The 26023-nt window shown below is 45.2% G+C and carries 25 protein-coding genes; 19 read left to right on the top strand and 6 right to left on the bottom strand.

Features of this window, described 5'->3' with window-relative positions:
• Positions 1–6: 6 nt before the first annotated feature.
• Positions 7–1104 carry a M24 family metallopeptidase gene (locus QYB97_RS23840; RefSeq protein WP_301168510.1) on the bottom strand — a complete coding sequence of 366 codons (1098 nt, stop codon included), beginning with the start codon at positions 1102–1104 and terminating at the stop codon, positions 7–9.
• Positions 1105–1303: 199 nt separating this feature from the next.
• Between QYB97_RS23840 and QYB97_RS23835 the strand changes: the two genes are divergently transcribed.
• From QYB97_RS23835 to QYB97_RS23825, 3 genes are all read left to right on the top strand, one after another.
• Positions 1304–1981, top strand: a complete 678-nt coding sequence (locus QYB97_RS23835; RefSeq protein WP_301168497.1) for a metal-dependent hydrolase — start codon at positions 1304–1306, stop codon at positions 1979–1981.
• 60 nt (positions 1982–2041) lie between these two features.
• Positions 2042–2299, top strand: a complete 258-nt coding sequence (locus QYB97_RS23830) for a hypothetical protein (RefSeq protein ID WP_301168496.1) — start codon at positions 2042–2044, stop codon at positions 2297–2299.
• An 85-nt stretch (positions 2300–2384) separates the two neighbouring features.
• On the top strand, positions 2385–3701 hold the full coding sequence (locus QYB97_RS23825) for a DRTGG domain-containing protein (protein WP_301168495.1): 1317 nt from the start codon (positions 2385–2387) through the stop codon (positions 3699–3701).
• 44 nt (positions 3702–3745) lie between these two features.
• Here QYB97_RS23825 and QYB97_RS23820 read toward each other — a convergent pair whose 3' ends face one another.
• The gene (locus QYB97_RS23820; RefSeq protein WP_301168494.1) at positions 3746–4048 is read right to left on the bottom strand and encodes a YtpI family protein; all 303 of its coding nucleotides are present in this window, start codon (positions 4046–4048) and stop codon (positions 3746–3748) included.
• 96 nt (positions 4049–4144) lie between these two features.
• Between QYB97_RS23820 and QYB97_RS23815 the strand changes: the two genes are divergently transcribed.
• The gene (locus QYB97_RS23815) at positions 4145–5095 is read left to right on the top strand and encodes a DHH family phosphoesterase (RefSeq protein ID WP_301168493.1); all 951 of its coding nucleotides are present in this window, start codon (positions 4145–4147) and stop codon (positions 5093–5095) included.
• A 71-nt stretch (positions 5096–5166) separates the two neighbouring features.
• On the opposite strand, the gene QYB97_RS23810 is transcribed toward QYB97_RS23815, so the two are convergent.
• The 3 genes from QYB97_RS23810 to QYB97_RS23800 form a co-directional block, all read right to left on the bottom strand.
• Positions 5167–5349 (bottom strand): YtzJ family protein, encoded by a 183-nt coding sequence (locus QYB97_RS23810; RefSeq protein ID WP_301168492.1) that lies wholly within the window; start codon positions 5347–5349, stop codon positions 5167–5169.
• 121 nt (positions 5350–5470) lie between these two features.
• The gene (gene ytrI / locus QYB97_RS23805; RefSeq protein ID WP_301168491.1) at positions 5471–5974 is read right to left on the bottom strand and encodes a sporulation membrane protein YtrI; all 504 of its coding nucleotides are present in this window, start codon (positions 5972–5974) and stop codon (positions 5471–5473) included.
• A 1-nt stretch (position 5975) separates the two neighbouring features.
• Complete coding sequence (locus QYB97_RS23800) at positions 5976–6305, bottom strand: YtrH family sporulation protein (protein WP_061972504.1); 330 nt, start codon at positions 6303–6305, stop codon at positions 5976–5978.
• 117 nt (positions 6306–6422) lie between these two features.
• Between QYB97_RS23800 and QYB97_RS23795 the strand changes: the two genes are divergently transcribed.
• The 8 genes from QYB97_RS23795 to QYB97_RS23760 all read left to right on the top strand — a co-directional run bounded on the left by QYB97_RS23795 (position 6423) and on the right by QYB97_RS23760 (position 17079).
• Positions 6423–9809, top strand: a complete 3387-nt coding sequence (locus QYB97_RS23795) for a DNA polymerase III subunit alpha (protein ID WP_301168490.1) — start codon at positions 6423–6425, stop codon at positions 9807–9809.
• A gap of 168 nt (positions 9810–9977) precedes the next feature.
• Positions 9978–11216 carry an NADP-dependent malic enzyme gene (ystJ, locus tag QYB97_RS23790; protein WP_301168489.1) on the top strand — a complete coding sequence of 413 codons (1239 nt, stop codon included), beginning with the start codon at positions 9978–9980 and terminating at the stop codon, positions 11214–11216.
• 25 nt (positions 11217–11241) lie between these two features.
• Positions 11242–11871: a FadR/GntR family transcriptional regulator gene (locus tag QYB97_RS23785; protein ID WP_301168488.1), complete on the top strand. Its 630-nt coding sequence runs from the start codon at positions 11242–11244 to the stop codon at positions 11869–11871.
• Positions 11872–11903: 32 nt separating this feature from the next.
• A complete protein-coding gene (gene accD / locus QYB97_RS23780) occupies positions 11904–12758 on the top strand; it encodes an acetyl-CoA carboxylase, carboxyltransferase subunit beta (protein WP_301168487.1) in 855 nt (284 codons plus the stop codon).
• Between the two features lie 2 nt (positions 12759–12760).
• On the top strand, positions 12761–13738 hold the full coding sequence (gene accA, locus QYB97_RS23775) for an acetyl-CoA carboxylase carboxyl transferase subunit alpha (RefSeq protein WP_301168486.1): 978 nt from the start codon (positions 12761–12763) through the stop codon (positions 13736–13738).
• A 116-nt stretch (positions 13739–13854) separates the two neighbouring features.
• Positions 13855–14814 carry a 6-phosphofructokinase gene (gene pfkA / locus QYB97_RS23770; protein WP_301168485.1) on the top strand — a complete coding sequence of 320 codons (960 nt, stop codon included), beginning with the start codon at positions 13855–13857 and terminating at the stop codon, positions 14812–14814.
• A gap of 42 nt (positions 14815–14856) precedes the next feature.
• Positions 14857–16608 (top strand): pyruvate kinase, encoded by a 1752-nt coding sequence (gene pyk, locus QYB97_RS23765; RefSeq protein ID WP_301168484.1) that lies wholly within the window; start codon positions 14857–14859, stop codon positions 16606–16608.
• Positions 16609–16683: 75 nt separating this feature from the next.
• Complete coding sequence (locus tag QYB97_RS23760; protein WP_301168483.1) at positions 16684–17079, top strand: FxsA family protein; 396 nt, start codon at positions 16684–16686, stop codon at positions 17077–17079.
• 338 nt (positions 17080–17417) lie between these two features.
• Here the strand turns inward: QYB97_RS23760 and ytvI are convergent, their stop codons facing one another.
• Positions 17418–18530, bottom strand: coding sequence for a sporulation integral membrane protein YtvI (gene ytvI / locus QYB97_RS23755; protein WP_301168482.1), 1113 nt, complete (start codon positions 18528–18530; stop codon positions 17418–17420).
• A gap of 50 nt (positions 18531–18580) precedes the next feature.
• Between ytvI and QYB97_RS23750 the strand changes: the two genes are divergently transcribed.
• The 7 genes from QYB97_RS23750 (at position 18581) to pnpS (ending at position 25955) form a co-directional block, all read left to right on the top strand.
• A complete protein-coding gene (locus QYB97_RS23750) occupies positions 18581–19039 on the top strand; it encodes a DUF441 domain-containing protein (protein ID WP_301168481.1) in 459 nt (152 codons plus the stop codon).
• A 190-nt stretch (positions 19040–19229) separates the two neighbouring features.
• The gene (citZ, locus tag QYB97_RS23745) at positions 19230–20345 is read left to right on the top strand and encodes a citrate synthase (RefSeq protein WP_301168480.1); all 1116 of its coding nucleotides are present in this window, start codon (positions 19230–19232) and stop codon (positions 20343–20345) included.
• Positions 20346–20449: 104 nt separating this feature from the next.
• Positions 20450–21721, top strand: coding sequence for an NADP-dependent isocitrate dehydrogenase (icd, locus tag QYB97_RS23740; RefSeq protein WP_301168479.1), 1272 nt, complete (start codon positions 20450–20452; stop codon positions 21719–21721).
• Between the two features lie 86 nt (positions 21722–21807).
• Entirely contained in the window at positions 21808–22749 is a 942-nt protein-coding gene (gene mdh, locus QYB97_RS23735; protein WP_301168478.1) for a malate dehydrogenase, read from the top strand.
• A gap of 87 nt (positions 22750–22836) precedes the next feature.
• Positions 22837–23313 carry a MaoC/PaaZ C-terminal domain-containing protein gene (locus tag QYB97_RS23730; RefSeq protein WP_301168477.1) on the top strand — a complete coding sequence of 159 codons (477 nt, stop codon included), beginning with the start codon at positions 22837–22839 and terminating at the stop codon, positions 23311–23313.
• A gap of 195 nt (positions 23314–23508) precedes the next feature.
• Positions 23509–24219: a response regulator transcription factor gene (locus QYB97_RS23725; protein WP_301168476.1), complete on the top strand. Its 711-nt coding sequence runs from the start codon at positions 23509–23511 to the stop codon at positions 24217–24219.
• Positions 24219–25955, top strand: coding sequence for a two-component system histidine kinase PnpS (gene pnpS / locus QYB97_RS23720; RefSeq protein ID WP_301168475.1), 1737 nt, complete (start codon positions 24219–24221; stop codon positions 25953–25955). Before QYB97_RS23725 ends, pnpS begins: the two co-directional genes overlap by 1 nt.
• Positions 25956–26023 lie beyond the last annotated feature (68 nt).

The following is a 26023-nucleotide window of genomic DNA, read 5'->3' as shown; positions in this document are numbered from 1 at the left end:
TTTTGATTATTTTACAATGACAAGTTCTTTAGTGAATTGTGTAAGGCATTCATGTCCGTTTGCTGTAATGTAAACATCATCTTCGATCCTCACACCCCCCACTTCCGGAAGGTAAATTCCCGGTTCGATAGTATAAACCATTCCTTCTGTCAGCTTTTCATTATTTTTTTCGTTCATGGAAGGATGCTCGTGAACATCAAGTCCAAGTCCGTGACCGATGCGGTGAGGGAAGTAGTCTCCGTATCCCGCTTCTTCTATGACCCTTCTGGCAGCAAGGTCAAGGTCACCCACACGGGTACCGGGCTTGCTCAGGTCCAGAGAAGCCTGCTGGGCTTTTTTAACCACTTCATAAATTTCTTTTTGCTTTTCGGAAACGGACTGATAAGCTACGGTCCGGGTAATATCAGAACAGTACCCGTCAACCACCACGCCAAGATCAAAAAGGACAAAATCCCCCGGCTGAATCTCTTTTAATCCGGGATTGCCGTGTGGCATCGCTGACTTTTCTCCTGCCAGGATGGTGGTTGAAAAGGACATTTCGGCGGCGCCTTTTTTCTTGAGCGCATATTCCACTGTCGCGACGAGCTCAAGCTCTGTTACTCCTGTGCCTATAGCTGCGATTCCTGTTTCTACACCGTAATCGGCAAGCCGGGCTGCTTCACGTAAAATGGAAATTTCATCTTGGCTTTTGATCAGCCGCATCGCATTCAGCTCATGCTCAACCGACACAAGGGAAGCGTTTGGGAACAAATTCAGCAGCTGCATCCCGCGGTGATAGGAGAGATGCTCTTTTTCCACCGCGATTGATTCCACAGAAGAAATGCCGCGGCCGGATAAGGCCTCAGAAATCATTTCCCATGGGTTGTCCGTATCGGAAAAGCCCAGGATTTCATGCTCCCAGCCTGCGTTTTTTGCCTGCAGGACTTCCATTCCGGGACAAATAAGAACCGGGTCTTTATCCGGGAATACAAATACACCGAGCAGACGCTCATGAGGGAAACAGCGAAATCCCGTTAAGTAATAAACGTTGGCGGTTGAAGTTACAAATGCGCCTTGTATTTTTTGTTCTTTCAGCCATGTTGAGAGTGCTTCGATTTTTTGCATCATGTATCTTCCTTTCCTATGTATGGCTATTCATTACTAATTGAAGTACGCTTTCAATGTATCACTTCATTTGGGGGTTGTAAACGAACCTCCTGTGTAAAAGTCTGTTTAAGATATGTAAAAACAGGTAATGAGAAGGAAATGAAGGCTGTAATTACGAAATGAATGATTGATCACCATTAAAGGAGATGTTGAAGAGATGAAATTAACGTTCCATGGACAATCCGCATTAGAGATTACAACCGAAAAACATTCCATCTGGGTTGACCCCTTTATTTCAGGCAACACCTATTGTGATGTGGAAATTGGCGATGTAAAGCCTGATGTTATTCTGCTGACCCACGGACATAATGACCATGCCGGTGATGCAGAAGAAATTGCCAAGCGGAATAACAGTTTAATTGTGGCTCCGTTTGAACTTGCGGAATACTTTGGCACCAAGGGCTTGACCGTTCATCCCATGCATATTGGCGGTGGCTATCAATTTGAATGGGGACATGTAAAGTGGACGCAGGCTTTCCACGGATCCAGTTTTACCGAAGAAGACGGAACGGTAGTCTATACAGGCATGCCGGCAGGAGTTCTCTTTAAAGCAGAAGGAAAAACGATTTATCACGCCGGTGATACTGCCTTGTTCTCGGATATGAAAATGATCGGTGAACGCAATGATATTGATGTGGCCTTTTTGCCGATCGGGGATAATTTCACGATGGGCCCTGAAGATGCAGCCACAGCTTCCGAGTGGCTGAATCCAAGATTGACAGTTCCTATTCACTACAACACGTATCCTGTAATTGAACAGGACCCAGACAAATTTGTCGCCTCTCTTAAAGGAGACGGCAAGGTTCTCAAACCTGGAGAATTTATTGAACGATAGAATACGCTCTGCTTCTGCCTCCTTGTCAACATGCATAGCATTAGACAAGGGGGTTTTTTTATGATGGCCAATCACACCATGTTTAAAGCGCTTTCTTTGTTGGCTTTGCTCGTTTATGGCATTCCGCATCTGAATTTTTCTCAGAAGGGAAGTCCGGCATTTATTTTCTCGATCGTTTGGCTTGGCTTTGCACTTGTGGCATTCATAGCACAGACGAAGAAATTGTGGATGGCGCTCGATAATGTCCCTGAGCTGAATCGGCATCAAAAAGGCGATTATTCCGAGCGTTCCGGGCATTCCTTCCTGAAGAATCATTGAGTTTCTGTTTCAATGTCTGTATAATCTGTATTAATCAACTATAGTAGAACAGATAAAACAGAAGCCAAAAGGAACGGTGGATAACGTGGCTACCAAACATGAACAAATTATTGAATACATCGAATCCCTTGAAATCGGCTCGAAAATTTCTGTAAGGCAGATCGCCAAAGCGCTTTCCGTAAGTGAGGGCACTGCCTACAGAGCCATTAAAGAAGCCGAGAATCAGGGCGTTGTCAGCACAATTGAACGTGTTGGAACGATTCGTATTGAACGCAAACTGAAGGAAAACATTGAAAAACTCACCTTTGCCGAAGTGGTTAACATTGTGGACGGCCAGGTGCTCGGCGGCAGAGAAGGATTACATAAAACACTGAACAAATTTGTCATCGGAGCCATGAAGCTGGATGCCATGATGAGATACGTGGATCCGGGAAGTCTCCTGATCGTCGGTAACCGTGAAAATGCCCATGAATTGGGGCTGAATTCAGGTGCAGCTGTACTCATAACCGGTGGTTTCGACACAACAGATGAAGTGAAACGGCTTGCCGACTCCCTGAAACTTCCGGTAATTTCTTCGAGCTATGACTCTTTTACCGTGGCAACCATGATTAACAGGGCCATTTATGACCAGCTCATCAAAAAGGAGATTGTGCTGGCTTCGGATATACTGATACCGACCGAAAAGACCCACCTGTTAACCACTGCAGATGATGTAGAAAAATGGTACGAACTCAATCAGGAAACACAGCACAGCCGTTATCCGGTCATTGACAGCCAGATGAAGGTTGTGGGCATCGTCACATCAAAAGACATCATCGGGATGGACCGGTCTTCCATGATTGATAAAGTCATGACTCGGTCACCAATAACAGTCACTAATAAAACGTCTGTCGCTTCATGTGCCCATATTATGATCTGGGAGGGCATTGAGCTTTTGCCAGTGGTGAACAACGCACAGAAGCTGCTTGGGATTCTGACGCGGCAGGACGTGTTGAAATCGATGCAAATGATTCAGAAACAGCCGCAGGTTGGAGAAACGTTTGACGATTTGATTACTGCCTCTATTACGGAAAGCAAAGACGGACAAGCCCCAAGGTACAAGTTTGGGGTTACCCCGCAAATGACCAACTACCTCGGAACCGTTTCATACGGCGTCATGACAACTCTCGTCATTGAAGGAGCCAGCCGCGCCTTAAGAAAGATTAAAAAAGGGGATATTGTGGTTGAAAACCTGACGTTCTACTTTATTAAACCGGTACAGATGGAAAGCACGATCGAAATCGTCCCCCGTGTACTGGAAGTCAGCCGGAAGTTCGGAAAAGTGGATGTGGAATTGTATCATGAGGGTGCCGTCGTGGGTAAAGCGCTATTGCTTGCCCAGCTGATCGGGCATCGTTCCTAACAAAAAAACGGCTCAGGATACCATCCGCTGAGCCGCTTTTTATATTAAGATCGTGCATTTTGTGCCTCTTCTATGGCTAAAGGCAGAAAATGCTTGTACATTTTATAGCCGGTCACCATCAAAAACAAGCCGTAAACAGTAAAAATAATGGCAATCCAAAGCTGGATTTTATCATCGACCATGGTGAATTCATTCAAACCGAATGAAAGTAAAAAGATGCCAAGCGCTATTTTGGCTTTGGCGCCAATCCAGTTTTTTTCATAAATGGCTCTGGACCGGACTTCTTTTACTTTATAAAAAATGTAAAATGAAAGAGAAACTACAACCAGGATAACAAATAACGGCATATGTCTTCTAACCTCCAAGTTCATCGTCCATTTCCATTGTAATGGTTGAAGAGAAGAATTGCCATATGGTTAGTCAAAGAAAAGGGAGAGAATTCAATGAAAGACGCTATCCTTGAAACCATCAAAAGCTACACTAAAATTATCATCCATCGTCATATCCGCCCGGATCCCGATGCGCTGGGTTCCCAGGGTGGATTGGGGGCTATTTTAAAAGCCAGTTTTCCGGAAAAAGAGATTTACCTGGTCGGGGAAGAAGACCCGGCCTTAACGTTTTTGGTTCAAATGGATCACATTCCGGATGATACATACAAGGATGCGCTTGTGATTGTCTGTGATACAGCAAATTCCCCGCGGATCAGTGATCAGCGGTATTCGCTCGGCGGCCGGCTGATTAAAATTGATCACCATCCGAACGAAGAACCTTATGGTGATCTTGTCTGGGTCGATACAAGTGCGAGCTCTGTCAGCCAGATGATCTTCGAGTGGTTCGAGCATGAAAAAGAGAATGGGCTGGTTCTCAACAAAGAGGCTGCGCGGCTGTTGTTTGCGGGAATTGTGAGCGATACCGGACGATTTTTATACCGTAATACAACAGAGAGAACGTATTATGCCGCGGGAGAACTTGTTAAAAAGGGCATTTCGACAGGCGAAATCTTTGAAAATCTGTACAAGGTAAAAGAAAGTACCGCGAGACTCAATGGCTATGTTCTTCAAAATTTTGAAGTCATTGATGGTATCGCAGGGTTCATACATCTGCCGAAGGGGACTCTCGCAGAGTATGGCGTAAGTGTGAGTGAAGCCTCCCAGCTAGTGAACGCTTTTGCCAATGTGGAAGGCATTGTGGCATGGGTGTTTTTTGTGGATGAACCGAATCAGATTCGTGTTCGCCTTCGCTCAAAAGGCCCTGTGATCAATAAACTGGCGATGAAATACAATGGCGGCGGCCACCCGATGGCTTCAGGCGCTACGGTTTACAGTGAGGAAGAAACAAAACATGTGGTTTCAGATTTGGTGAATTTGTGCAAGGAGTATGTATCGGGGCGCTAAGAAAGCAGTAAACATAAAAGAAAAACAGCCGGCCGGCTGTTTTTCTTTGTTTGTTATGGCTTTTAACTAATTTATGCTTTCTCGGGAATAAACCAGGAGCCAAGTTCGGTTATGTCTTCGTGAACAGGAATATTCAGCTTCATCAGTTCTTTTTTGATGAGTTCTGCCACTTCTTTTGTTTCTGCAAAAGCAGAAAAGCCATTCTGGATTTTCTTGACTTGTTCACGCGCAATTTCTTTTCGATTAATAATCAAGCGAAATACCCCCTATTCTTACTTGCTTTCTTATATTGTAAACAATCCGGTATGAAAATGCCAACAGATTATTAGAATTGTCAAAAAACAGGAAATACGAATTATTTTTGGGATGAGGAGATTATCCATCGGGAATGATTTTTACGTGAACCTCGAGAGTCGTGTACAAAAACAGATGAGTAACGGTGACTTTATAGCCCTCGCCATCTACTTCATACCTTTTGTTTTCAATGGCTTTGTAAAGGAGCATCCGGGTTTTATAGACGGACTCGATATCTTCACCGAGGAGATTTTCCAGCTGATCCTGTACGGATTCCGAAATTTCATAGATTTTGAGCTGCGGCAGTCTGAGTGTATTATTGTTCGTTACGTATACCTTGATTTTCTGAACCCTTAATTGTTTCTCGTTTTCTTCATTGCTTTGTTCATACGTATCTCGCCATTGGGCGATTTGTTCCTTTAGGTCCGCGATATGGGAGGCTTGATTCTTGATGGTGCTTACATAATGTTCCACCGTCATTCCGTACTGCATTAAAAAAAAGACCCATCCCAGAATAATCCCGAGCATCATTCCGGCAAAAAAGCGCTGATAGCCTTTTCGGTTAAAAAATGGGGGAATTCTCATCTCAGTTTAAATTCTCCTGTGTCAGCCATTGCAAAAGAAGCATGGCGGTATTGGCTCCGGCCATGGCGATGAAGATGATAATCAGCTGTTTAATGATTTCATAGGTTGCACCATTCAAAAAACTTCGTTCAAAGTTTGTAATGGTGTCAAACGTACCTCCCATTGCAGCCACGATGGCCCAGATCTTCAGCTTTTTTGCAAGATCCACCGTTTCCATGAGAGGAGCTTTTCCGACCAGGAATGCGGCGAGGCCGCCGATAATGGCGCCTCCGAGAATGACGCCGAAAGCGATAAAAAAGGTAATAATAATGCTTGAAAGGAACTCTCTCATACGTCACCCCTCCTTTTTAATATGCTTATGGACACGCTCTGCGGAATATGCTTATTTTCTAAAGGAGGCAAGGATGTACTATAATAGAAGACAAATGAGCGATAAGGAAGTGATGCAATGACATTTGTTCCGTTGCATATACATACAGAATACAGTCTGCTTGAAAGTTCTAGCCGCTTACATTCCTTGGTGAACCATGCAAAAGAGCTTGGGTACAAAGCGCTGGCCATCACGGACAAGCTGAATATGTACGGGGTAATCCCCTTTTATAAAGCATGCCAAAAACAGGGGATCAAGCCGATTATTGGCCTTGAGGTCCCGATCCTTTTAAATCCGGTGTTCGATACGAGAAAAAGGCCGGAGACTGGCAGGCTGCTTCTCTATGCACGAAATGAAGAAGGCTATATGAATCTTTTGAAAATCAGCACAAAGCTCATGCAGGATCCGTCCTCTTTTCCAAGTCTGCAAAAAGATGTTTTGAGCGCTCATAAAGAAGGGCTGCTCCTCATCTCTTCCGGTACGGAAGGAGAGGTGCAGCAGCTGATTCTCCAGGGAGAAAAGGAAAGGGCCAGGGAAGTTTGCCGGCTTTATCAACGCTGGTTCGGCCCGCACGTTTACCTTGGTGTGGAAGACCATGGGACCGGAAAAGAAAAAAATATTAATTTTGAGGTGGAGCAGCTTTCCAAAGCGGAAAACATTCCACTTGCCGCTGCTCATGAAATCTATTATATACATCAGGATGAAGCGGAATCACAGGAGGTCCTTCTCTGTATTAAAAACGGTCAGAAGCTTGGAGATTCCGACAGGGAAATGCTGCCGACCGATGAGTTTTACCTGTTGTCACCTGAAGAGATGAAAACGCGGTTCAGCCACCTTTCAGATGCGCTGGCTGCTTCAGAAAAGATTGCGTCTGAGTGCAATGTCGATCTTAAGTTCAATCAGCAGCTGATCCCGGAGTATCCGTTGCCAGAGGGTACTTCTTCCACCGACGAACTGAAAAAGCTTTGCCTGAAAGGTGCTGCTGCCCGGTATGGGGAACCAGGTAATAAAGTACTTGAACGGCTGGACTACGAACTTGAGATCATCCGAAAGATGCAATTTGATGATTATTTTCTAATTGTCTGGGATTTTATGAGATTTGCCCACCGGTCCGGAATGATCACAGGACCGGGGCGAGGTTCTGCGGCAGGCTCGCTTGTCGCATACGTACTCTACATTACGGAAGTGGATCCTATCGAGCATGATCTGCTCTTTGAACGGTTTCTGAATCCTGAACGTGTAACCATGCCCGATATCGATATTGATTTTCCGGATGTCCGGAGAGATGAAGTCCTTCAGTATGTGAAGGAGAAATATGGGGACGAGCGGGTGGCCCAAATCATTACGTTCGGAACGCTCGCTGCAAAAGCGGCAATCCGTGATACGGCCCGTGTGCTAAACCTGCCTGGAAACCTGGTGGATTCGGTATCCAGGCAAATTCCATCCCGGCCGGGTATGACGCTGGCGCGGGCAGCGGAAGAGTCGTTTGGGCTGCAAAAACTGATGAACGAAAATCCGACTGTGCAAAAATTGATGGACGTAGCCGCAACGCTTGAAGGCTTGCCGCGCCATGCTTCCACACACGCGGCCGGTGTAATCATCAGCGGCCGGCCGCTGACCTTTTACACCCCCCTGCAAATGGGGCATGAAGGCATACCTCTAACACAGTACAGCATGGAATGGCTTGAGGATATCGGATTGCTTAAAATGGACTTTCTTGGACTGCGCAACCTAACGCTGCTGGAGCAAATCTGTACACTTGTTGAAAAAGGAACAGGCAAAACCATCCAGCTTGGAAGCATTCCCTTTGATGATGAGGCGACCTTTGACTTGTTGGGAAAAGGCGATACAACTGGGATTTTTCAGCTGGAATCCGATGGAATGAGAAGGGTCCTGCAGCAGCTGAAGCCGACGGAATTTGAAGACATTGTCGCTGTTAACGCGCTTTACCGGCCGGGTCCGATGCAGAACATTCCAGATTATATTGGGGGCAAGCATGGGACACGAAGAGTGGAATACCGGCACCCCGATCTTGAGCCTATTTTAAAGCCAACGTATGGCGTTATTGTGTACCAGGAACAAATTATGAAAATTGCCTCGGAAATGGCAGGCTTTTCCTTGGGGGAAGCTGACCTGCTGCGGCGTGCCGTAAGCAAAAAGAAGCGGGATGTGCTGGACAGGGAAAGGGAGCATTTTGTTAAAGGCTGTCTCAATCGGGGGCATGACCAGGAAACGGCAAATGCTCTTTATGATCTCATTGTCCGGTTTGCCGATTATGGATTTAACAAAAGCCATGCGGTCGCATATAGTGTCATCGCGTATCAGCTGGCATATTTGAAAGCCAATTATCCGCTGTATTTCATGGCGGCTTTATTATCAAGTGTAACGGGGAATCCAGATAAAATTGAGCAATACAGGAAGGAATGTGCTGAAAAAGGGATAGAGGTTCTTCCTCCATCCATTCTTCACAGTTTTCTCCATTTTACTGTGGAAGAAGATTGTGTTAGATTTGGTCTGCTGTGCATAAAAAATGCAGGTTATCAAGCTATTAAGCATTTGATTGAAGCAAGGAGCAAACAGCCGTTCTCTGATTTGTTCGATGTTTGCGCATATTCACCGGCCAGGCTGGTGAACAAGCGGACACTTGAATCCCTGATTTTCGCAGGGGCGTTCGATGATTTTCAAAAGGACAGAGCTTGTCTTCTGGCTACCCTGGACCGAGCCATTGAGTATGGAGAAAAAATCCAGGCATACCGGGAAGAAAATCAGATTCAGCTTTTTGGTGAGCACCAAATCGAGAAGCCGGGCTATGTAGAGGTTCCCCCGTTTAAGGAGGCGGAACGTCTGAAGTTCGAGCAGGAAGCGCTCGGCTTTTACCTTAGCGGCCACCCGCTGGAAAAGTTTCATCGCATAATGGAACAGTATGGGATTCTTTCGATCCAAAAAGCGGCGAACATCCACGGGAAGTCTAATGTTCGTCTTGGCGTGATGATCACCAAGGTAAGAGCGATCAAAACAAAAAAGGGAGACATGATGGCTTTTGTTTCAGGAAGTGATGAATCGGGAGAAATGGAATTCGTCGCTTTTCCCAATGCTTATAAAACCTACCATGACCTTTTTCAAAAAGGAGCTTTTCTCGTCATTGAGGGAGCCATGGAGGACAAGAACGGGTCAAAGCAGGTATTGGTCAACAAGGCAGGTCTTCTGTCGGAGCTCAGTGAAAAAAAGCAGCCATCCGGTGAACAGATTCTGTATCTTAAGCTTCATGAGAACCTTTCTTCGTCCCTGCTTAACCAATTAAAAGAAAAGCTGAATTCGAGCCGGGGAGAAGCGCGGGTCATCCTGTACTATGAACAGGATCGAAAGAGCATTAAGCTTGCACAGCCGGTCGCTCCCACTCATGAATTTCTATCCGAAATCAGGAAGCTGATCGGTGCTGAAAACGTGGTGTTAAAAGAAGGGTAATGTCTTTACAGCTTGCCTTCATCTGTTATAATAAATAGGTCAATGGTGGTCAGACCACCAAAAAAAGCTGATAGAATATACTGGATATTTGCACCTCTTTGAAACAAGACATTGCTTCACCAATTCTTTTTACGCTAACTTAATTCTTAAAAATTAGGAGATGAACGGATGTCTATATTACGAGAAGAAGCACTGCACATGCACAGAGTAAACAAAGGGAAACTGGAATCAACTCCTAAAGTTCCGGTAAGAAATGCAAAGGATTTAAGCCTTGCATATTCCCCTGGAGTAGCAGAACCATGCAAAGATATCTATGATGACAAATCCAAGGTGTACGAATATACCATGAAGGGCAATACTGTTGCTGTAGTTTCCGATGGTACGGCGGTTCTTGGGCTCGGAAACATCGGACCTGAAGCAGCCATGCCTGTTATGGAAGGAAAAGCTGTCCTTTTTAAAAGTTTTGCAGGAGTGGATGCGTTCCCGATCTGCCTGAATACTACCGATATCGATAAGATTGTTGAAACGGTTAAGCTGCTCGAGCCTACTTTTGGCGGAGTTAACCTTGAAGACATCGCAGCTCCAAATTGCTTTATCATTGAAGAGCGGCTGAAAAAAGAGACAAACATTCCTATTTTTCATGATGACCAGCATGGTACAGCAATCGTTACACTTGCTGGCCTGGTCAACGCATTGAAACTTTCAAACCGTCAAATGTCTGAAATCAAGGTGGTCGTTAACGGAGCGGGTGCTGCCGGAATCGCCATTATTAAGCTTTTGGACCGTTTTGGTGTAAAAGACATTGTCATGTGCGATACTAAGGGTGCGATTTATGAAGGCCGTCCGTTTGGCATGAACAGCGTAAAAAGCGAGGTTGCTAAATTCACCAACCGATCCAAAAAGGAAGGAACCCTGAAGGAAGTCATCGCCGGCACCGATTTGTTCATCGGCGTGTCAGTTGAAGGGGCCTTAACCGAGGAAATGGTTCAATCCATGAATGAAAACCCGATCATTTTCGCCATGGCAAATCCTACGCCTGAAATTATGCCTCAAAAGGCGAGAGAAGCAGGGGCAATGGTTATCGGGACAGGCCGTTCCGACTTTCCAAACCAGGTAAATAATGTTCTGGCTTTTCCAGGAATATTCCGGGGAGCTCTTGACGTCCGGGCAACCCATATCAACGAAGAAATGAAGATCGCTGCGGTTCATGCGATTGCAAATCTCGTGGCAGAATCAGAACTAAATCCTGATTATGTCATCCCGGCACCATTCGATCCACGCGTCGCACCAGCGGTTGCCGCAGCAGTGGCAAAAGCGGCCATGGAAACCGGTGTGGCCAGAATCAAAGCAGATCCCGAAAAAATTGCTGAAAAAACCAAGCAGCTTTCATTGATTGGTAAGGAATAAGTGATTCTCAAGGGAGGCTGAACAGTTGTCAGGCACATCTGAAAAGGTCTATGTTGAGATCATAAAAAAGATTAAAACCATTATTGAAGAAGACGATCTGCAAGCCGGTGATAAACTTCCGTCGGAGCGAGAGCTTACAGACCGCCTGCATGTTGGGCGCTCATCTGTAAGAGAGGCGCTGCGTTCGCTCGAGCTTCTGGGGCTTATTGAAACCCGCAGAGGCGAGGGGACGTTTATTAAGCCCGCGACGGGCCACCGGCTTGTGGAAGTTCTTGCTTCTTTTATTTTGCACGACCAAACGGCCAGACAGGATCTTCTGGAAACAAAGTCTATTATTATCAGAGATTGTATAGAATTAGCTGTACAGAGAGTTCGTCCAGAGGATATTGAGTTCCTTAATGGCATGATCCGGGAGATTGAACAATCGGAACAGGAGAGGGATTTGCAGCAGCAGATTCACAGGTTCCAGGAAGCTGTTATTAAATTATGCAATAATCATTTACTGTACAGGCTGTGGGTAGAGTTATCAGACTACGGACTGTCAGTTCATCAACATTCATTTCTTCTTCATTCAGGGGAATGCTCGCAAATAGTGGAGCACTTAAAGAACGGGGACAGCAAGAATGTAATTCAGCTAATGTCACAGAATATGTGAGATTAAGTTTACACAGTATGGGTGGTGTTACTTTGTTAAAGGATTTTTTCGCCAAGAAGAAGAAATATGCCACGATTCCTACCGAAAAAATGAAACAGGATGTGCCCGAGGGACTAATGACCAAGTGTCCTGAGTGTAAGCACATCATGTATACAAAAGAGTTAAAGAAAAATTTGCTTGTATGCCAATCCTGCCAATATCATTATCCGATGTCTTCCTTTGAACGACTTGGAAGCCTCGTAGATGAAGGCAGTTTTACAGAGTACGACCGTAATATGATTTCGGAGAATCCGCTGGAATTTCCAGGATACCTGGAAAAGTTGGATAGTGACAGAAAGAAAACAAAAATTAATGAAGCGGTTGTGACCGGGGATGCGACCATTAATGAACACCCGGTTGTCATTGCCGTCATGGATTCGCGTTTCAGAATGGGCAGCATGGGCTCTGTCGTTGGGGAAAAGATTACGAGAGCCATTGAGCAGGCCGTAGAGAAAGAGCTTCCGTTTATCATCTTCACCGCTTCCGGCGGTGCCAGGATGCAGGAAGGGATTTTAAGCCTGATGCAGATGGCAAAAACCAGTGTGGCGCTTAAACGGCACAGCGACCGCGGGCTGCTGTTTATTTCTGTCATGACCCATCCGACAACGGGCGGGGTATCTGCAAGTTTCGCTTCTGTTGGAGATTATAATTTTGCAGAGCCTAAAGCTTTGATTGGGTTTGCCGGCCGCAGGGTCATTGAGCAGACCATCCGCGAGGACCTGCCGGAAGACTTCCAGACGGCAGAATTTTTGCTGAAGCATGGCCAGCTTGATAAGGTCATTCCAAGACATGAAATGAAAGAAACACTGACAAATGTATTGAAAATCCACTCAGGAAGGGGGGAATAGACATGGTTGGAGAATTGGAATTTGAACGTCCCATTACTGAACTGAAAAAGAAGATTGCAGAGCTTAAATCGTTCATGGAGGAAAAGGGAATCGATCTAACCGATGAAATCACTTCACTTGAAGAAAGGCTGAGCGCTCTTCAAGAAGATACGTATGAAAACATGAGCGCATGGGACCGTGTTCTAGTTGCCCGCCATCCTGAGCGCCCGACAACACTTGATTACATCTCTTATCTTTTCAAAGATTTCATTGAATTGCATGGCGACCGCCTTTACGGAGAAGATGAGGCGATTGTCGGGGGAATCGGCATGTTTCATGGCCAGCCCGTTACTGTGATTGGGCAGCAGCGCGGCCGTGACACAAAAGAAAACATCAGACGCAACTTCGGCATGCCCCATCCGGAAGGATACCGCAAAGCTCTTCGTTTAATGAAACAGGCTGAGAAGTTTTCCCGCCCGGTTATTTGCCTGATGGATACAAAAGGAGCATTTCCCGGGAAGTCAGCGGAAGAAAGAGGACAGAGTGAAGCCATTGCCAGAAACCTGGTAGAAATGGCGGGTCTTCATGTACCCATTATTTGTATCGTCATCGGTGAAGGGGCAAGCGGCGGAGCCCTTGGCATCGGAGTGGGCAACCATGTTCATATGCTTGAAAACTCATGGTACTCAGTTATTTCTCCTGAAGGCGCGGCTTCTATCCTCTGGAAGGATTCCACGAAAGCCAAGCTTGCTGCAGAGTCGATGAAAATCACAGCTCCTGATCTGAAGGAACTTGGAATCATCGATGAAATGATCCCCGAAGTTAAAGGCGGAGCACATCATGATCCGGCAGAACAGGCGAAGCGCATCGAAGCAGTTATCCAGTCATCACTTGAAGAGCTGATGAATTTGTCAGAAGAAGAGCTGGTGGAACAGCGCTATGAAAAGTATAAAAATATGGGAAAATTTACGTTTGTAAACGATTCCATTGCTGTAAAATAAGGAATGTGCTTTCTCAATGAAGAGAAAGCACATTTTTTGTCGTTTGTTGTCTATTGTGTTGAAGTTTTGAACATGATATTTTAATAAGATGAGAATACATGAGAGGTGGAAACTAAATGAAGCGAATTGGGGTTCTTACAAGTGGAGGAGATTCACCGGGTATGAACGCTGCCATTCGTGCTGTAGTTCGTAAGGGGATTTTTCATGAACTTGAGGTTTATGGCATCTATAATGGTTATGCTGGATTAATCGCGGGTAATATTACTAAATTGGAAGTGGGCTCTGTCGGAGATATTATTCACAGAGGCGGCACCATGCTTCGCACAGCACGATGTGAAGAATTCAAAACCTCTGATGGACAGGCGAAAGGCATTGAGCAGCTGAAGAAATTTGGTATCGAAGGTCTGGTTGTCATTGGCGGAGACGGTTCTTTTCAGGGAGCAAAAAAACTCTCCGAAGCAGGATTTCCGACGATTGGTTTGCCTGGAACCATTGACAATGATATCCCGGGAACCGATTTTACAATTGGATTTGACACAGCATTAAATACTATAATTGAAGCGATCGATAAAATTCGAGATACTGCAACTTCCCATGACAGAACCTATGTCATTGAAGTTATGGGTCGTGATGCAGGGGATCTGGCTTTATGGGCGGGTCTTGCTGACGGTGCAGAATCCATTCTTATACCTGAAGAAAAGCATGATCTTGAACACATTATCAACCGTCTGCAGCTGGGCATTGACCGCGGTAAGAAACACAGTATCATCATCGTGGCTGAAGGTGTCTGCAGCGGTGTGGAAATCGGTAAACAGATCGAAGAAAAAACTAACTTGGAAACACGGGTTACAGTGCTGGGACATATCCAGCGCGGCGGGTCACCAACCGCATTTGACCGTGTACTTGCAAGCCGTCTTGGTGCCAGAGCTGTAGAGCTCCTGCTTGAAGGCAAAGCCGGGCGTACCGTTGGTGTGCAGAAAAACGCCCTGGTGGACCATGACATCTCGGAAGTGCTTGCGAGCAAACATCAGCTGGACCAAGGAATGTACCGTCTGTCTCAGGAACTATCAATCTAATTTCACATTGCATGAATGAGTGCAAAACACAGGAGGAAGACCATGCGTAAAACAAAAATAGTCTGTACAATCGGGCCTGCAAGCGAGAGCGTTGAGAAATTGACTCAACTCATCGATGCAGGTATGAACGTGGCTCGACTTAATTTCTCTCACGGAGATTTTGAAGAGCACGGAGCACGTATTATTAATATTAGAGAAGCAGCTGGCAAGCTGGGAAAAACAGTTGCCATTCTTTTAGATACAAAAGGGCCTGAGATTCGTACACAGACATTGGAAGGCGGAGTGGCTGAGCTTCAGTCAGGAGAAGAGCTTGTCATATCCATGGAAGAAGTTATGGGTACGAATAAAAAGATCTCAGTCTCATATCCGGGCCTTGTGGACGATGTTCATGTAGGTTCCAAAATTCTTTTGGATGATGGCTTGATTGAGCTGGAAGTTACAAAAGTAGGCTCCAAAGAAATCACGACAAAAATACTTAACAGCGGAACGCTAAAAAATAAAAAAGGCGTTAACGTCCCAAATGTCAGCGTGAAGCTGCCAGGAATTACGGATAAAGATGCAAAAGATATCGAGTTCGGCATTGAACAGGGAATTGACTTTATCGCTGCCTCCTTTGTGCGCCGTGCGACAGATGTGCTTGAGATCCGAGAAATTCTTGAAAAGCATAATGCCCAAAGCATTCAAATCATTCCAAAAATCGAGAACCAGGAAGGTGTCGAAAACATCGACGAAATCCTTGCTGTATCTGACGGTTTGATGGTTGCCCGCGGTGACCTTGGTGTGGAAATCCCTGCTGAGGAAGTTCCATTAGTGCAAAAAATGCTCATAAAAAAATGCAACGAGCTTGGAAAGCCAGTCATCACGGCAACACAGATGCTCGATTCCATGCAGCGTAATCCTCGTCCAACACGTGCGGAAGCGAGTGACGTGGCCAACGCGATTTTTGATGGAACAGATGCTATTATGCTTTCCGGGGAAACAGCAGCCGGAACTTATCCGGTTGAAGCGGTACAAACCATGCACAAGATTGCGAACCGTGCCGAATCGGCTCTGGAATACCGCAATATCCTGTCACAGCGAAGCAAAGAAAGCAAAACAACAATTACCGATGCGATTTCTCAATCTGTATCCTTTACCGCTCTTAATCTTGAAGCGGATGCCATTATTACAGCAACCGAGCGCGGACATACGGCCAGAATGATTTCTAAATATCGTCCAAAGGCTCCTCTTGTTGCAGTAACGAGCCATGATGACGTAATGAGAAAGCTTGCTCTTGTCTGGGGAGTTTATCCGGTAAAAGGCAAAAAGGCAGAAACAACAGACGAAATGTTCCAGATTGCTATTGACTCTTCCATCGAAAGCAACCTTGTTACCCATGGCAGCATCGTTGTAATCACAGCTGGTGTTCCAGTCGGCAAAACCGGATCAACGAATCTTCTTAAGGTTCATGTGATCGGTGATGTGCTTGCGAAAGGTCAGGGCATTGGGCAAAATTCTGCTACAGGGAAAGTTGCCGTGGCGAAAAGTACTTCGGATGCTTCCAAAGTTCAAGAGGGCGATATCCTTGTAACGATTGGAACGGATCGGGAAATGATGCCGGCCATTGAAAAAGCAGCAGCCATTATTACTGAAGAAGGCGGATTAACGAGCCACGCTGCAGTAGTGGGTATCAGCCTTGGAATTCCTGTTATCGTTGGCCTCCAGAACGCTACAGAGCTATTGAAGGACGGGCAGGAAATTACAGTGGACGCTTCCAAAGGCGACATTTATGACGGACGTAAAAACGTACTATAAGAGTTACAAATAAGAGAGGGATTCGTCCTTCTCTTTTTTTATAAATAAAATGTGTGATGGTAAAGGAGTACCTTTATGTTCAGGATTTTATTTTTACTGCTGCTGATCGTTCCCGCTGCCGAAATTGCCATTTTGGTATGGGTGGGCCATCTGATCGGGCCGCTGCCAACGTTCGTACTCATTGTACTGACAAGCCTGCTGGGTGCGTGGCTGGCCAAAAAAGAGGGACTGCATGCATTACGGCTTGCACAAACCCAGCTGCAGAACGGGCAGGTTCCAGGCTTTGTCCTCATTGACGGTATCTGTATTCTGGCAGGCGGCATACTTTTGTTCACGCCAGGGTTCATTTCAGACATCCTCGGGGTGCTTCTGCTGATCCCACCGACCCGGGCGGTGGCAAAAGCCTGGCTTTTACGCTATTTTCAGCGGAAAATCAAATCCGGGCAATATAATTTTTATTGGAAAAGGTAAAAGAGCATCCATTTTGGACGCTCTCTTCTTTTTTAATGGGAAAATGCTGATAGTGGATGGCAGAAACTGTGTAATATCCGCGATAACATGATGCTTTCCCGCGGAAATCAAGGCAATACCCGCCGAAATTTAAATTTACCCGCCATTACGGCCCTATTACCCGCGAAAACCTGATTATGGTCAACTGGCTTCGCGGGCTTTTCGTCTCTTAACGGGCGTGTCAGCTTTTCCTGATCCAGCTTCCACGCCCAAAGACTCGATCATTTCCCACTTTTCCAGAAAACAAAAAGCGTTTTATGGAAAAGTCCTCCAATGCTTATCGTCTTTTATCGGGCGTGTCAGCTTTTCCCTTTAATAAATGCATAGATTTCGTGGAAAAACTGGGCTTGATGAAGGGCGCGGATGAGGACAAGAAAGGCCGGTCCAATTAAAAGCCCAAGAAAGCCGAACCACTGATACCCGGCAAAGAGGGCAATCAGGGTGGCCAGGGGATCGAGTCCAATAGTGGAGGAAAGGATTTTGGGCTCTGCCAGCTGGCGCTGAATAATCACTACTCCGTAAAGAATAGAAAGTCCCACAGTCAACGGATAGTCCCCTGATACAAAAGTATAGGCAATCCATGGCATAAAAACGGCACCTGTTCCGAGGTAGGGAAGCAGGTCGACTGCTCCGATCAGAAGAGAAATCGTGATCGCATATTCTATCTTGAGCAAAAGAAGACCGATTAGAACGATGCAGGCTGTCATGGAAATGAGTGTGAACTGTGCTTTGGCAAACCCGAATAATGCTTTTCTAAGCTCAAGATAGACGGTTCGTGCGCTTGTCATCCACTTGTCCGAAGAAATCTTACGCAAATAATGGGAAAAGCGGTACCAGTCCTTACATATGAAAAAGGCTGCCAGAATGGAAAAGACAAAAACAGTTACAAATGTGGGAAGACTGACGAGCAGTGAGGAAACAATATCCACGACTTCCTGCGCAAGCTTGGAAACTGTTGTCGTAATGTGGGTTCCAATGGCGTCAATATTCTTCATGATTGTTTGCTGGTGATCATCTTCAAGGTTGTTGAACATAGCGTTGATATCATTGTAAAAGGGCAGGATTTTTGTTTTAAAATAAATTTCCATATACTGCACCAGTTCTTTGCTGTAATCGGGAAGTACATGTGCCAGATATGCCACCCCTGTGAAAATCTCACGCACAAGCAGCAGGACGATGCCGGCTGCTGCGCCAATCATCAGCAGCAAGGCGACAAAGACGGCCAAAGATCTCGGCATTTTCCCCTTTTCCTCCAAAAAGTTAACAAAGGGGTTGATCGCCATGGCGATAATGCCTCCCAGGATAAAAGGGTAGGTCACCTTGGACAGGAAAAAACAGCCTGTTAAGACGAGCGCAAATAAACATACTATGAGAAAGAATCGAAATATACGGTTCAGGTATTCATGGTTCACCAGTGACCACCACTTCCTGTTAATTGCTTACTAAGAAAGAAGGTAATATTATGCAGTCCACTATATTTTTGATTATTTTGCTTATCATAGGAGTAATCGCGAAGAACCAGTCGCTGATTGTAGCGCTGGCTGCATTGCTTGTCCTGAAATTCACCGGGATCGGAGACAAATTGTTCCCATTGATTCAGCAAAAAGGCATAAACTGGGGAGTCACAATCATAACCATTGCGGTTCTTGTTCCCATTGCGACCGGCGATATCGGATTCAAACAGCTGCAGGAAGCTTTGAAGTCTTCCTTTGCGTGGATTGCCTTGCTCTCCGGAATATTTGTTGCACTCATTGCTTCCAAGGGGATCATTCTTCTCCAGGAAGATCCGCATATTACCGCAGCTCTGGTTTTCGGCACCATTCTCGCTGTAGCTTTCCTGAACGGCGTAGCCGTAGGCCCGCTTATCGGGGCAGGAATAGCTTATTTAGCCATGAAGATTGTCGAATATTTTACTGCATAAGGAAGGAAAAAGGGCTTAACCATTCACAAAGTACGGATTATTGTTTATAATTGACTTATATGTACCAATTCCTTTAAATAGTCTACATTTCTTAATAGGCCGGAAATGTAAGCTCTTACTTTATAAGAGTTTTTTGGTTTTGTGCTTTTCTATTAAAGGAGAAAGAGATTCTAGAAAGGGAGAGATAACCATGACAACAACAAGAGGATTAGAAGGTGTAGTAGCTACCACCTCATCTGTCAGCTCAATCATTGATGATGTACTGACATACAGAGGGTACAGCATCGATGATCTCGCAGATCATGCAACATTTGAGGAAGTGGTGTATTTATTATGGAATGGAAAGCTTCCCAACGAAAGAGAACTGGAACAGTTTAAAGCAGAGCTTGCTGAACAAGCGACTGTTTCTGAAAATTTAATCAGCCAATTGAAATCGCTTCCGCTGCAAGGGGTACATCCGATGGCGATTCTTCGTACAGCTGTTTCCATGCTTGGCATGTATGATGACGAAGCGGAAGATATGTCAACAGAAGGAAATTACAGAAAAGCGGTAAAACTTCAAGCGCAGATTTCTACAGTGGTTACAGCGTTTGCAAGAATCAGGGAAGGCAAAGAGCCTGTTGCTCCGCGCAAAGATCTTGGCTTCGCTGCCAACTTCCTGTACATGCTGACAGGCGATGAGCCGGATGAGGTAGCTGTAGAAGCGTTTAATAAAGCGCTGGTACTTCATGCCGACCATGAATTGAACGCGTCCACGTTTACTGCACGTGTTGCTGTTGCAACGCTTTCTGATATGTATTCCGGAGTTACAGCTGCAATCAGCGCACTTAAGGGACCGCTTCATGGAGGCGCTAACGAGCAGGTTATGAAAATGCTCAGCGAAATTAAAGAAGAAGAAAATGTTGAAAGCTATTTAAGAAACGCTATCGACAATAAACAGAAGATCATGGGCTTTGGACACCGTGTATACAAGAGCGGGGACCCTCGCGCCAAGCATCTTCGCGAAATGAGCAAGCAGCTTACGACAACAACAGGTGAGGAAAAATGGTACAACATGTCTGTGAAGATTGAAGGATTGCTGAAAGAAGAAAAAGGCCTTCTTCCGAATGTTGACTTCTATTCTGCAAGTGTTTATCACAGCCTTGGAATTCCGCATGATATTTTCACACCGATTTTTGCAGTAAGCCGTGTATCAGGCTGGATCGCGCACATTCTTGAACAATACGAAAATAACCGCCTGATCCGTCCGCGTGCAGATTACACCGGACCATCCATGCAGAAGTACACGCCGCTTGCCGAGCGTTAAAAAAAGATCATGAGAAGAGGGCTTCCTCTTCTCATTTGAACGGTATTTTAGTAGGATAGAAAAGTAAGAGTTTTGGATAGATTACCGATAGGAGGACAATCAACATGTCAAACGGAGAGCGTATTACAGTAGATAACGGGGTACTAAACGTACCAAACCATGCAATTATTCCTTTTATTGAGGGAGACGGGACAGGCCCTGACATTTGGGCGGCAGCATCTCGTGTATTGGAAGCTGCAGTTGATAAAGCTTATAACGGAGAAAAGAAAATTGTCTGGAAAGAAGTTCTTGCCGGAGAAAAAGCTTTCAACGAAACAGGAGAATGGCTTCCTGCTGAAACACTTGATGTGATCCGCGATTACATAATCGCTATTAAAGGACCTTTAACTACACCAGTAGGCGGCGGAATCCGTTCATTGAACGTGGCACTTCGCCAGGAGCTTGACCTGTTTACATGCCTGCGTCCGGTTCGTTACTTCCAGGGTGTTCCTTCACCTGTTAAACGTCCGGAAGACACTGACATGGTTATCTTCCGTGAAAATACTGAAGATATCTATGCTGGTATCGAGTATGCAAGCGGATCTGAAGAAGTGAAGAAAGTGATTTCTTTCCTTCAAAACGAAATGGGTGTAAATAAAATCCGTTTCCCTGAAACTTCAGGAATCGGTATCAAACCAGTTTCTTCTGAAGGAACAAAGCGTCTTGTACGTGCTGCACTTCAATATGCCATCAACGAAGGGCGCAAGAGCGTAACGCTTGTCCACAAAGGAAACATCATGAAATTCACAGAAGGTGCTTTCAAAAACTGGGGTTATGAGATTGCTGAACAAGAATTCGGCGATAAAGTATTCACTTGGGCTCAATACGACCGCATCGTTGAAGAGCAAGGAAAAGATGCTGCCAACAAAGCACAAGCTGATGCAGAAGCTGCTGGAAAGATCATCGTTAAAGACTCAATCGCTGATATCTTCCTTCAGCAAATCCTTACTCGTCCGGCAGAATTTGATGTTGTAGCAACCATGAACCTTAACGGTGACTACATTTCCGACGCACTTGCTGCACAAGTAGGCGGAATCGGAATTGCTCCTGGAGCGAACATCAACTATGAGACTGGACATGCGATCTTCGAAGCGACTCACGGTACAGCTCCTAAATATGCTGGTTTGGATAAAGTTAACCCATCTTCTGTTATCCTTTCTGGTGTACTTATGCTTGAACACCTTGGATGGTCAGAGGCTGCACAGCTGATCACAAGCGCTATGGAAAAATCTATTGCTGAAAAAGTGGTAACATATGACTTCGCCCGTCTGATGGACGGTGCTACAGAAGTAAAATGTTCCGAGTTTGCTGATGCATTGATCAGCAAAATGCAATAGTATCAAAAGGTCCCGGTTTCGGGGCCTTTTATAAAATTTAACGAGCTGCAGATCAGAAAACCTGAATACCTTGGAGGGATAATAGAATGGCAGTGAATACGCGCAAAAAGATTTCAGTCATCGGTGGAGGATTTACTGGAGCAACTACTGCATTTATCGCAGCACAAAAGGAACTTGGCGATGTCGTTCTTGTTGACATTCCGCAGGCTGAAAACCCTACGAAAGGCAAAGCGCTGGATATGCTTGAAGCAAGTCCGGTGCAGGGGTTTGATGCCAACATCACCGGTACATCCAACTATGAGGATACAAAAGATTCCGATGTGGTTGTCATCACAGCGGGAATTGCACGCAAACCCGGGATGAGCAGGGATGATCTTGTTAACACGAATGCCAATGTTATGAAGAGTGTGACACAAGAGATTGTGAAACAGTCACCTAATGCCGTCATTATTGTTTTAACCAATCCGGTTGATGCCATGACGTATACTGTATTGAAAGAATCCGGCTTTCCAAAAAGCCGCGTGATCGGCCAATCGGGTATTCTTGACAGCGCCCGCTTCCGTACTTTTATCTCACAAGAGCTTAACTTGTCTGTTAAAGACATTACCGGGTTTGTTCTTGGCGGACATGGAGATGACATGGTTCCGCTCGTTCGTTATTCATATGCAGGCGGCATACCGCTTGAAAAATTGATTCCTCAGGAACGGCTGGATGCCATTGTGGAACGGACACGGAAAGGCGGGGGCGAAATTGTTAACCTGCTCGGAAACGGCAGTGCCTACTATGCGCCGGCTGCATCTTTGGTTGAAATGGTGGAAGCGGTTCTTAAAGATCAAAGGCGCGTCCTGCCAACCGTTGCTTACCTTGAAGGTGAGTACGGTTATCAGGGAATCTGCCTTGGCGTTCCGACTATTATTGGTGGAAACGGTCTGGAAGAAATTATTGAGCTGGAACTTACGGCTGATGAAAAAGCAGCTCTTGACCGCTCCGCTGAGTCTGTAAAATCAGTTATGAACGTGCTTGCCTAACAATAGAAGATCCGGGACTTACCCGGATCTTTTTCCGGCAATAAAATGTAAGCGTTTACTTTTTAATTCGGGGAAGGGGTGTTCTATATGCTGCTTGGAAAAAAGCGAAAATTGGGCAGGAAATTAGAAGAAATCAAAACAGGTGAGAAGCTTGAGCTGTCTGAAGCGATAGAAGATAAAGATCTCCTGTTATATCTTGGGCTCACCAACGATAATAATCCTTTATTCATCCAGCATGACTATGCATCCATGACGCCTTTCAAAAAGCCGATTGTCCCACAAATCATGCTGACGGGAATGGTAACCTCGGCCATATCAAAGTATTTGCCGGGACCAGGAAGCAGCATTAAAAAGCAATCCCTGTCTTTCATTAAACCGGTTCACCATTATGGCAAAGTCCATTTTCTTTTCCAGGTGACCGGCATCGACGCGGCAGCCCATTCCATTTCAATGTCAGTTGAAGGGAAAAATGAAAATAACGAAAAGGTGCTCGAAGGAGAACTTGAAGTCTGTCCTCCATATGCCCCTAAATCAATTACTTCCCATACCTTGGAAAACTTCTGAGAAGATTTAAAGACCGGCTGCATAGTCGGTCTTTTTTCATTTGTTTAAAAAGCACCTTAATAATAAAGAATGTTTCTATATAAAAATTTTACAAACTTTACGAAATCTTTATTCTGACCCTTTTGTGAAATGAAGAAAAAAATAGTATGATTGTAATGAATCATGTGAAACGTAATTATAAAAGGGTGGGAAAAGATGAGCCAGAAGATTATGGTAGTCGAGGACGAATTATCGATCTCAACATTATTGCAATTTAATTTAGAACAAGCTGGTTTTGAAGTAATCACTGCTATGGACGGACGTAAAGGTCTTGAATTGGCGGAGATGGAAAAACCGGACTTAATGGTTCTCGATCTTATGCTTCCTGAGATGGATGGCCTGGAGGTTTGCAAAAACCTTCGGCAGAAGCAGATTTTTATTCCCATTCTCATGCTTACTGCAAAAGATGATGAATTTGATAAAGTCCTGGGGCTTGAGCTGGGGGCTGACGACTATATGACAAAGCCATTTAGCCCGAGAGAAGTGGTGGCTCGTGTAAAGGCCATTTTAAGACGGACAAAGCAAATGGCCATTGAAGAAGCTGCTCCTGTGGAAGAAACAGAAAAGCTGACGATCGGTGAAGTTGAGGTATATCCGGAAAATTATGAGGCCTTTTATAAAGGAACGGCACTGGAATTAACACCAAAAGAATTTGAACTTCTCGTATATCTGTCAAAGAATAAAAACAGAGTATTAACCCGTGAACAGCTTCTGTCAGCTGTATGGAATTACGATTTTGTCGGGGATACACGGATTGTTGATGTCCATATCAGCCACCTCAGGGAAAAAATCGAAGAAAATACCCGCAAGCCCATATATATTAAAACCATACGGGGAATGGGCTATAAATTAGAGGTTCCTCAGTAATGCCAGATTTTAAAAACCGGGTGCTCTCTTTTTTCCTGGTTGGCATTATGCTTATTTTTATTTTGCTTGCTTTAATTGTGGGAGGGCTGGTGCACTACACCATTAAGGAGAAACGGGTGCAGTCTTATCAGCATGAACTTGAACTGGTGGCGGTTGCTGCCAGGGGCAGCGACCAGGAACTGCTTAAAAAGCAGCTGAATGAGGCGGAAAAGGCTCTGCAAGGTAAGCTTGTCTATCTATCCCCTGAAGGCAAGGTGCTTGCCCAGGCAGACAGTGAAGAAACTGTTCCCCCGCAGCCGTTACAGGGGCTCGATGGATATAAAAAAGATGTACTGGTGTCCACTAAACATATGGACCGTATTCTTTATACCCTCCCTGTAAAAGAAGACTCCTCCGGCAAACTCCGTGGCTATGTTCAGCTGATTATCCCCGAGCAAGCTGCCAACCAAACAGAACGAACAGTATGGCTCAGCCTGTCACTCGGCTTTTTGCTCAGCCTTGTCATCGTTCTTTTCATTTCAATCCGGGTGCTGGACCGGATTGTCAAACCGGTAGAAGAAGCGACCGGCACCGCAAAGGAATTGGCGCGGGGAAATTTTAAAGCACGAACCTATGAGTATAAAGGTGATGTCGGAGAACTGAACTTTTCCTTAAATGTGCTGGCAAGAAACCTTGAAAAAATGACGAAATCGTACGAATCACAGCAGGACCGGTTGAAAACCTTGATTGAAAATATGGGCAGCGGGCTGATTCTGATCGATTCCGACGGGTATATCAATATCGTTAACAAAGCCTTTAAAGAAATTTTCAGAGAGTATACTGATTCCTGGAGCGGGCATTTGTTCCATGAGGTTTTTCCTTATAAAGAGATTAAGGAGATAGTGGAAGATACTTTTATTATGGAAACCAATATCCGCAAGCAGGTGGTCCTGCCGATCCATATTGAAAGAAAGAACTTTGATGTATACAGTGCACCCGTTTTAAACAGTCTTGGAAAACTCCGGGGCATTGTCCTGGTTTTCCATGATATTACCGAATTGAAAAAACTCGAACAAATGCGCAAGGACTTTGTCGCCAACGTTTCCCATGAACTGAAAACACCTGTTACCTCGGTAAAAGGATTTGCTGAAACATTGCTGGATGGAGCGGACGAAAACCCGGAAATCCGCAAAAAGTTTTTAACGATCATCTGGAAGGAAAGCGACCGGCTGCAGCATCTGATTCAGGATTTGCTCGATCTTTCCAAGGTAGAACAAGGGTTTTCATTAAATCTGCAGAAGGTCAATCTTTCATCCATTGTTGAAGAAGTGATTGTCATGCTTGAAACGAAGGCAAAGGACAAAGAAATCGCACTGAAGTATTCGGTCGAGGGAGACACCGCCATCGAAGGTGATGCTCCAAGGTTAAAACAAGTATTTATCAACCTGATTAACAACAGCCTGAATTATACGCCAAAAGGCGGCCGGGTAACCATCAGGCTGAAGGAAAGCAGTGAAAAAGTGACGTTCAGTGTGTCGGATACGGGAATTGGCATTCAAAAGGAAGAAATCTCCCGTATTTTTGAGCGTTTCTACCGGGTGGATAAAGCAAGAAGCCGGAATTCAGGGGGAACAGGCCTTGGCCTTGCCATCGTCAAGCATCTGATCGAGGCTCACCATGGAAGAATTCATGTTAAAAGCAAACCGGGTGAAGGTTCGACATTTACGCTGGTTTTTAGAAAAGAATTTGTTGAGTGAATTTACAAACTATTAACACTGGGTTTGTTTCAGCTTAACAGTCCTCATGTACTATGAAAGTATCCTTT

The organism is Fictibacillus fluitans (assembly GCF_030418125.1).
In the GTDB taxonomy this organism is placed as follows: domain Bacteria; phylum Bacillota; class Bacilli; order Bacillales; family Fictibacillaceae; genus Fictibacillus_C; species Fictibacillus_C fluitans.
This window is presented reverse-complemented; position numbering and strand designations above follow the sequence as displayed.

Coding starts and splice junctions, on each gene's coding strand:
- QYB97_RS23840 (WP_301168510.1), bottom strand. CDS start 1,104: ATGCAAAAAATCGAAGCACTCTCAACATGGCTGAAAGAACAAAAAATA.
- QYB97_RS23835 (WP_301168497.1), top strand. CDS start 1,304: ATGAAATTAACGTTCCATGGACAATCCGCATTAGAGATTACAACCGAA.
- QYB97_RS23830 (WP_301168496.1), top strand. CDS start 2,042: ATGATGGCCAATCACACCATGTTTAAAGCGCTTTCTTTGTTGGCTTTG.
- QYB97_RS23820 (WP_301168494.1), bottom strand. CDS start 4,048: ATGCCGTTATTTGTTATCCTGGTTGTAGTTTCTCTTTCATTTTACATT.
- QYB97_RS23815 (WP_301168493.1), top strand. CDS start 4,145: ATGAAAGACGCTATCCTTGAAACCATCAAAAGCTACACTAAAATTATC.
- ytrI (WP_301168491.1), bottom strand. CDS start 5,974: ATGAGAATTCCCCCATTTTTTAACCGAAAAGGCTATCAGCGCTTTTTT.
- QYB97_RS23800 (WP_061972504.1), bottom strand. CDS start 6,305: ATGAGAGAGTTCCTTTCAAGCATTATTATTACCTTTTTTATCGCTTTC.
- QYB97_RS23795 (WP_301168490.1), top strand. CDS start 6,423: ATGACATTTGTTCCGTTGCATATACATACAGAATACAGTCTGCTTGAA.
- ystJ (WP_301168489.1), top strand. CDS start 9,978: ATGTCTATATTACGAGAAGAAGCACTGCACATGCACAGAGTAAACAAA.
- accA (WP_301168486.1), top strand. CDS start 12,761: ATGGTTGGAGAATTGGAATTTGAACGTCCCATTACTGAACTGAAAAAG.
- pfkA (WP_301168485.1), top strand. CDS start 13,855: ATGAAGCGAATTGGGGTTCTTACAAGTGGAGGAGATTCACCGGGTATG.
- pyk (WP_301168484.1), top strand. CDS start 14,857: ATGCGTAAAACAAAAATAGTCTGTACAATCGGGCCTGCAAGCGAGAGC.
- QYB97_RS23760 (WP_301168483.1), top strand. CDS start 16,684: ATGTTCAGGATTTTATTTTTACTGCTGCTGATCGTTCCCGCTGCCGAA.
- QYB97_RS23750 (WP_301168481.1), top strand. CDS start 18,581: ATGCAGTCCACTATATTTTTGATTATTTTGCTTATCATAGGAGTAATC.
- citZ (WP_301168480.1), top strand. CDS start 19,230: ATGACAACAACAAGAGGATTAGAAGGTGTAGTAGCTACCACCTCATCT.
- icd (WP_301168479.1), top strand. CDS start 20,450: ATGTCAAACGGAGAGCGTATTACAGTAGATAACGGGGTACTAAACGTA.
- mdh (WP_301168478.1), top strand. CDS start 21,808: ATGGCAGTGAATACGCGCAAAAAGATTTCAGTCATCGGTGGAGGATTT.
- QYB97_RS23730 (WP_301168477.1), top strand. CDS start 22,837: ATGCTGCTTGGAAAAAAGCGAAAATTGGGCAGGAAATTAGAAGAAATC.
- QYB97_RS23725 (WP_301168476.1), top strand. CDS start 23,509: ATGAGCCAGAAGATTATGGTAGTCGAGGACGAATTATCGATCTCAACA.
- pnpS (WP_301168475.1), top strand. CDS start 24,219: ATGCCAGATTTTAAAAACCGGGTGCTCTCTTTTTTCCTGGTTGGCATT.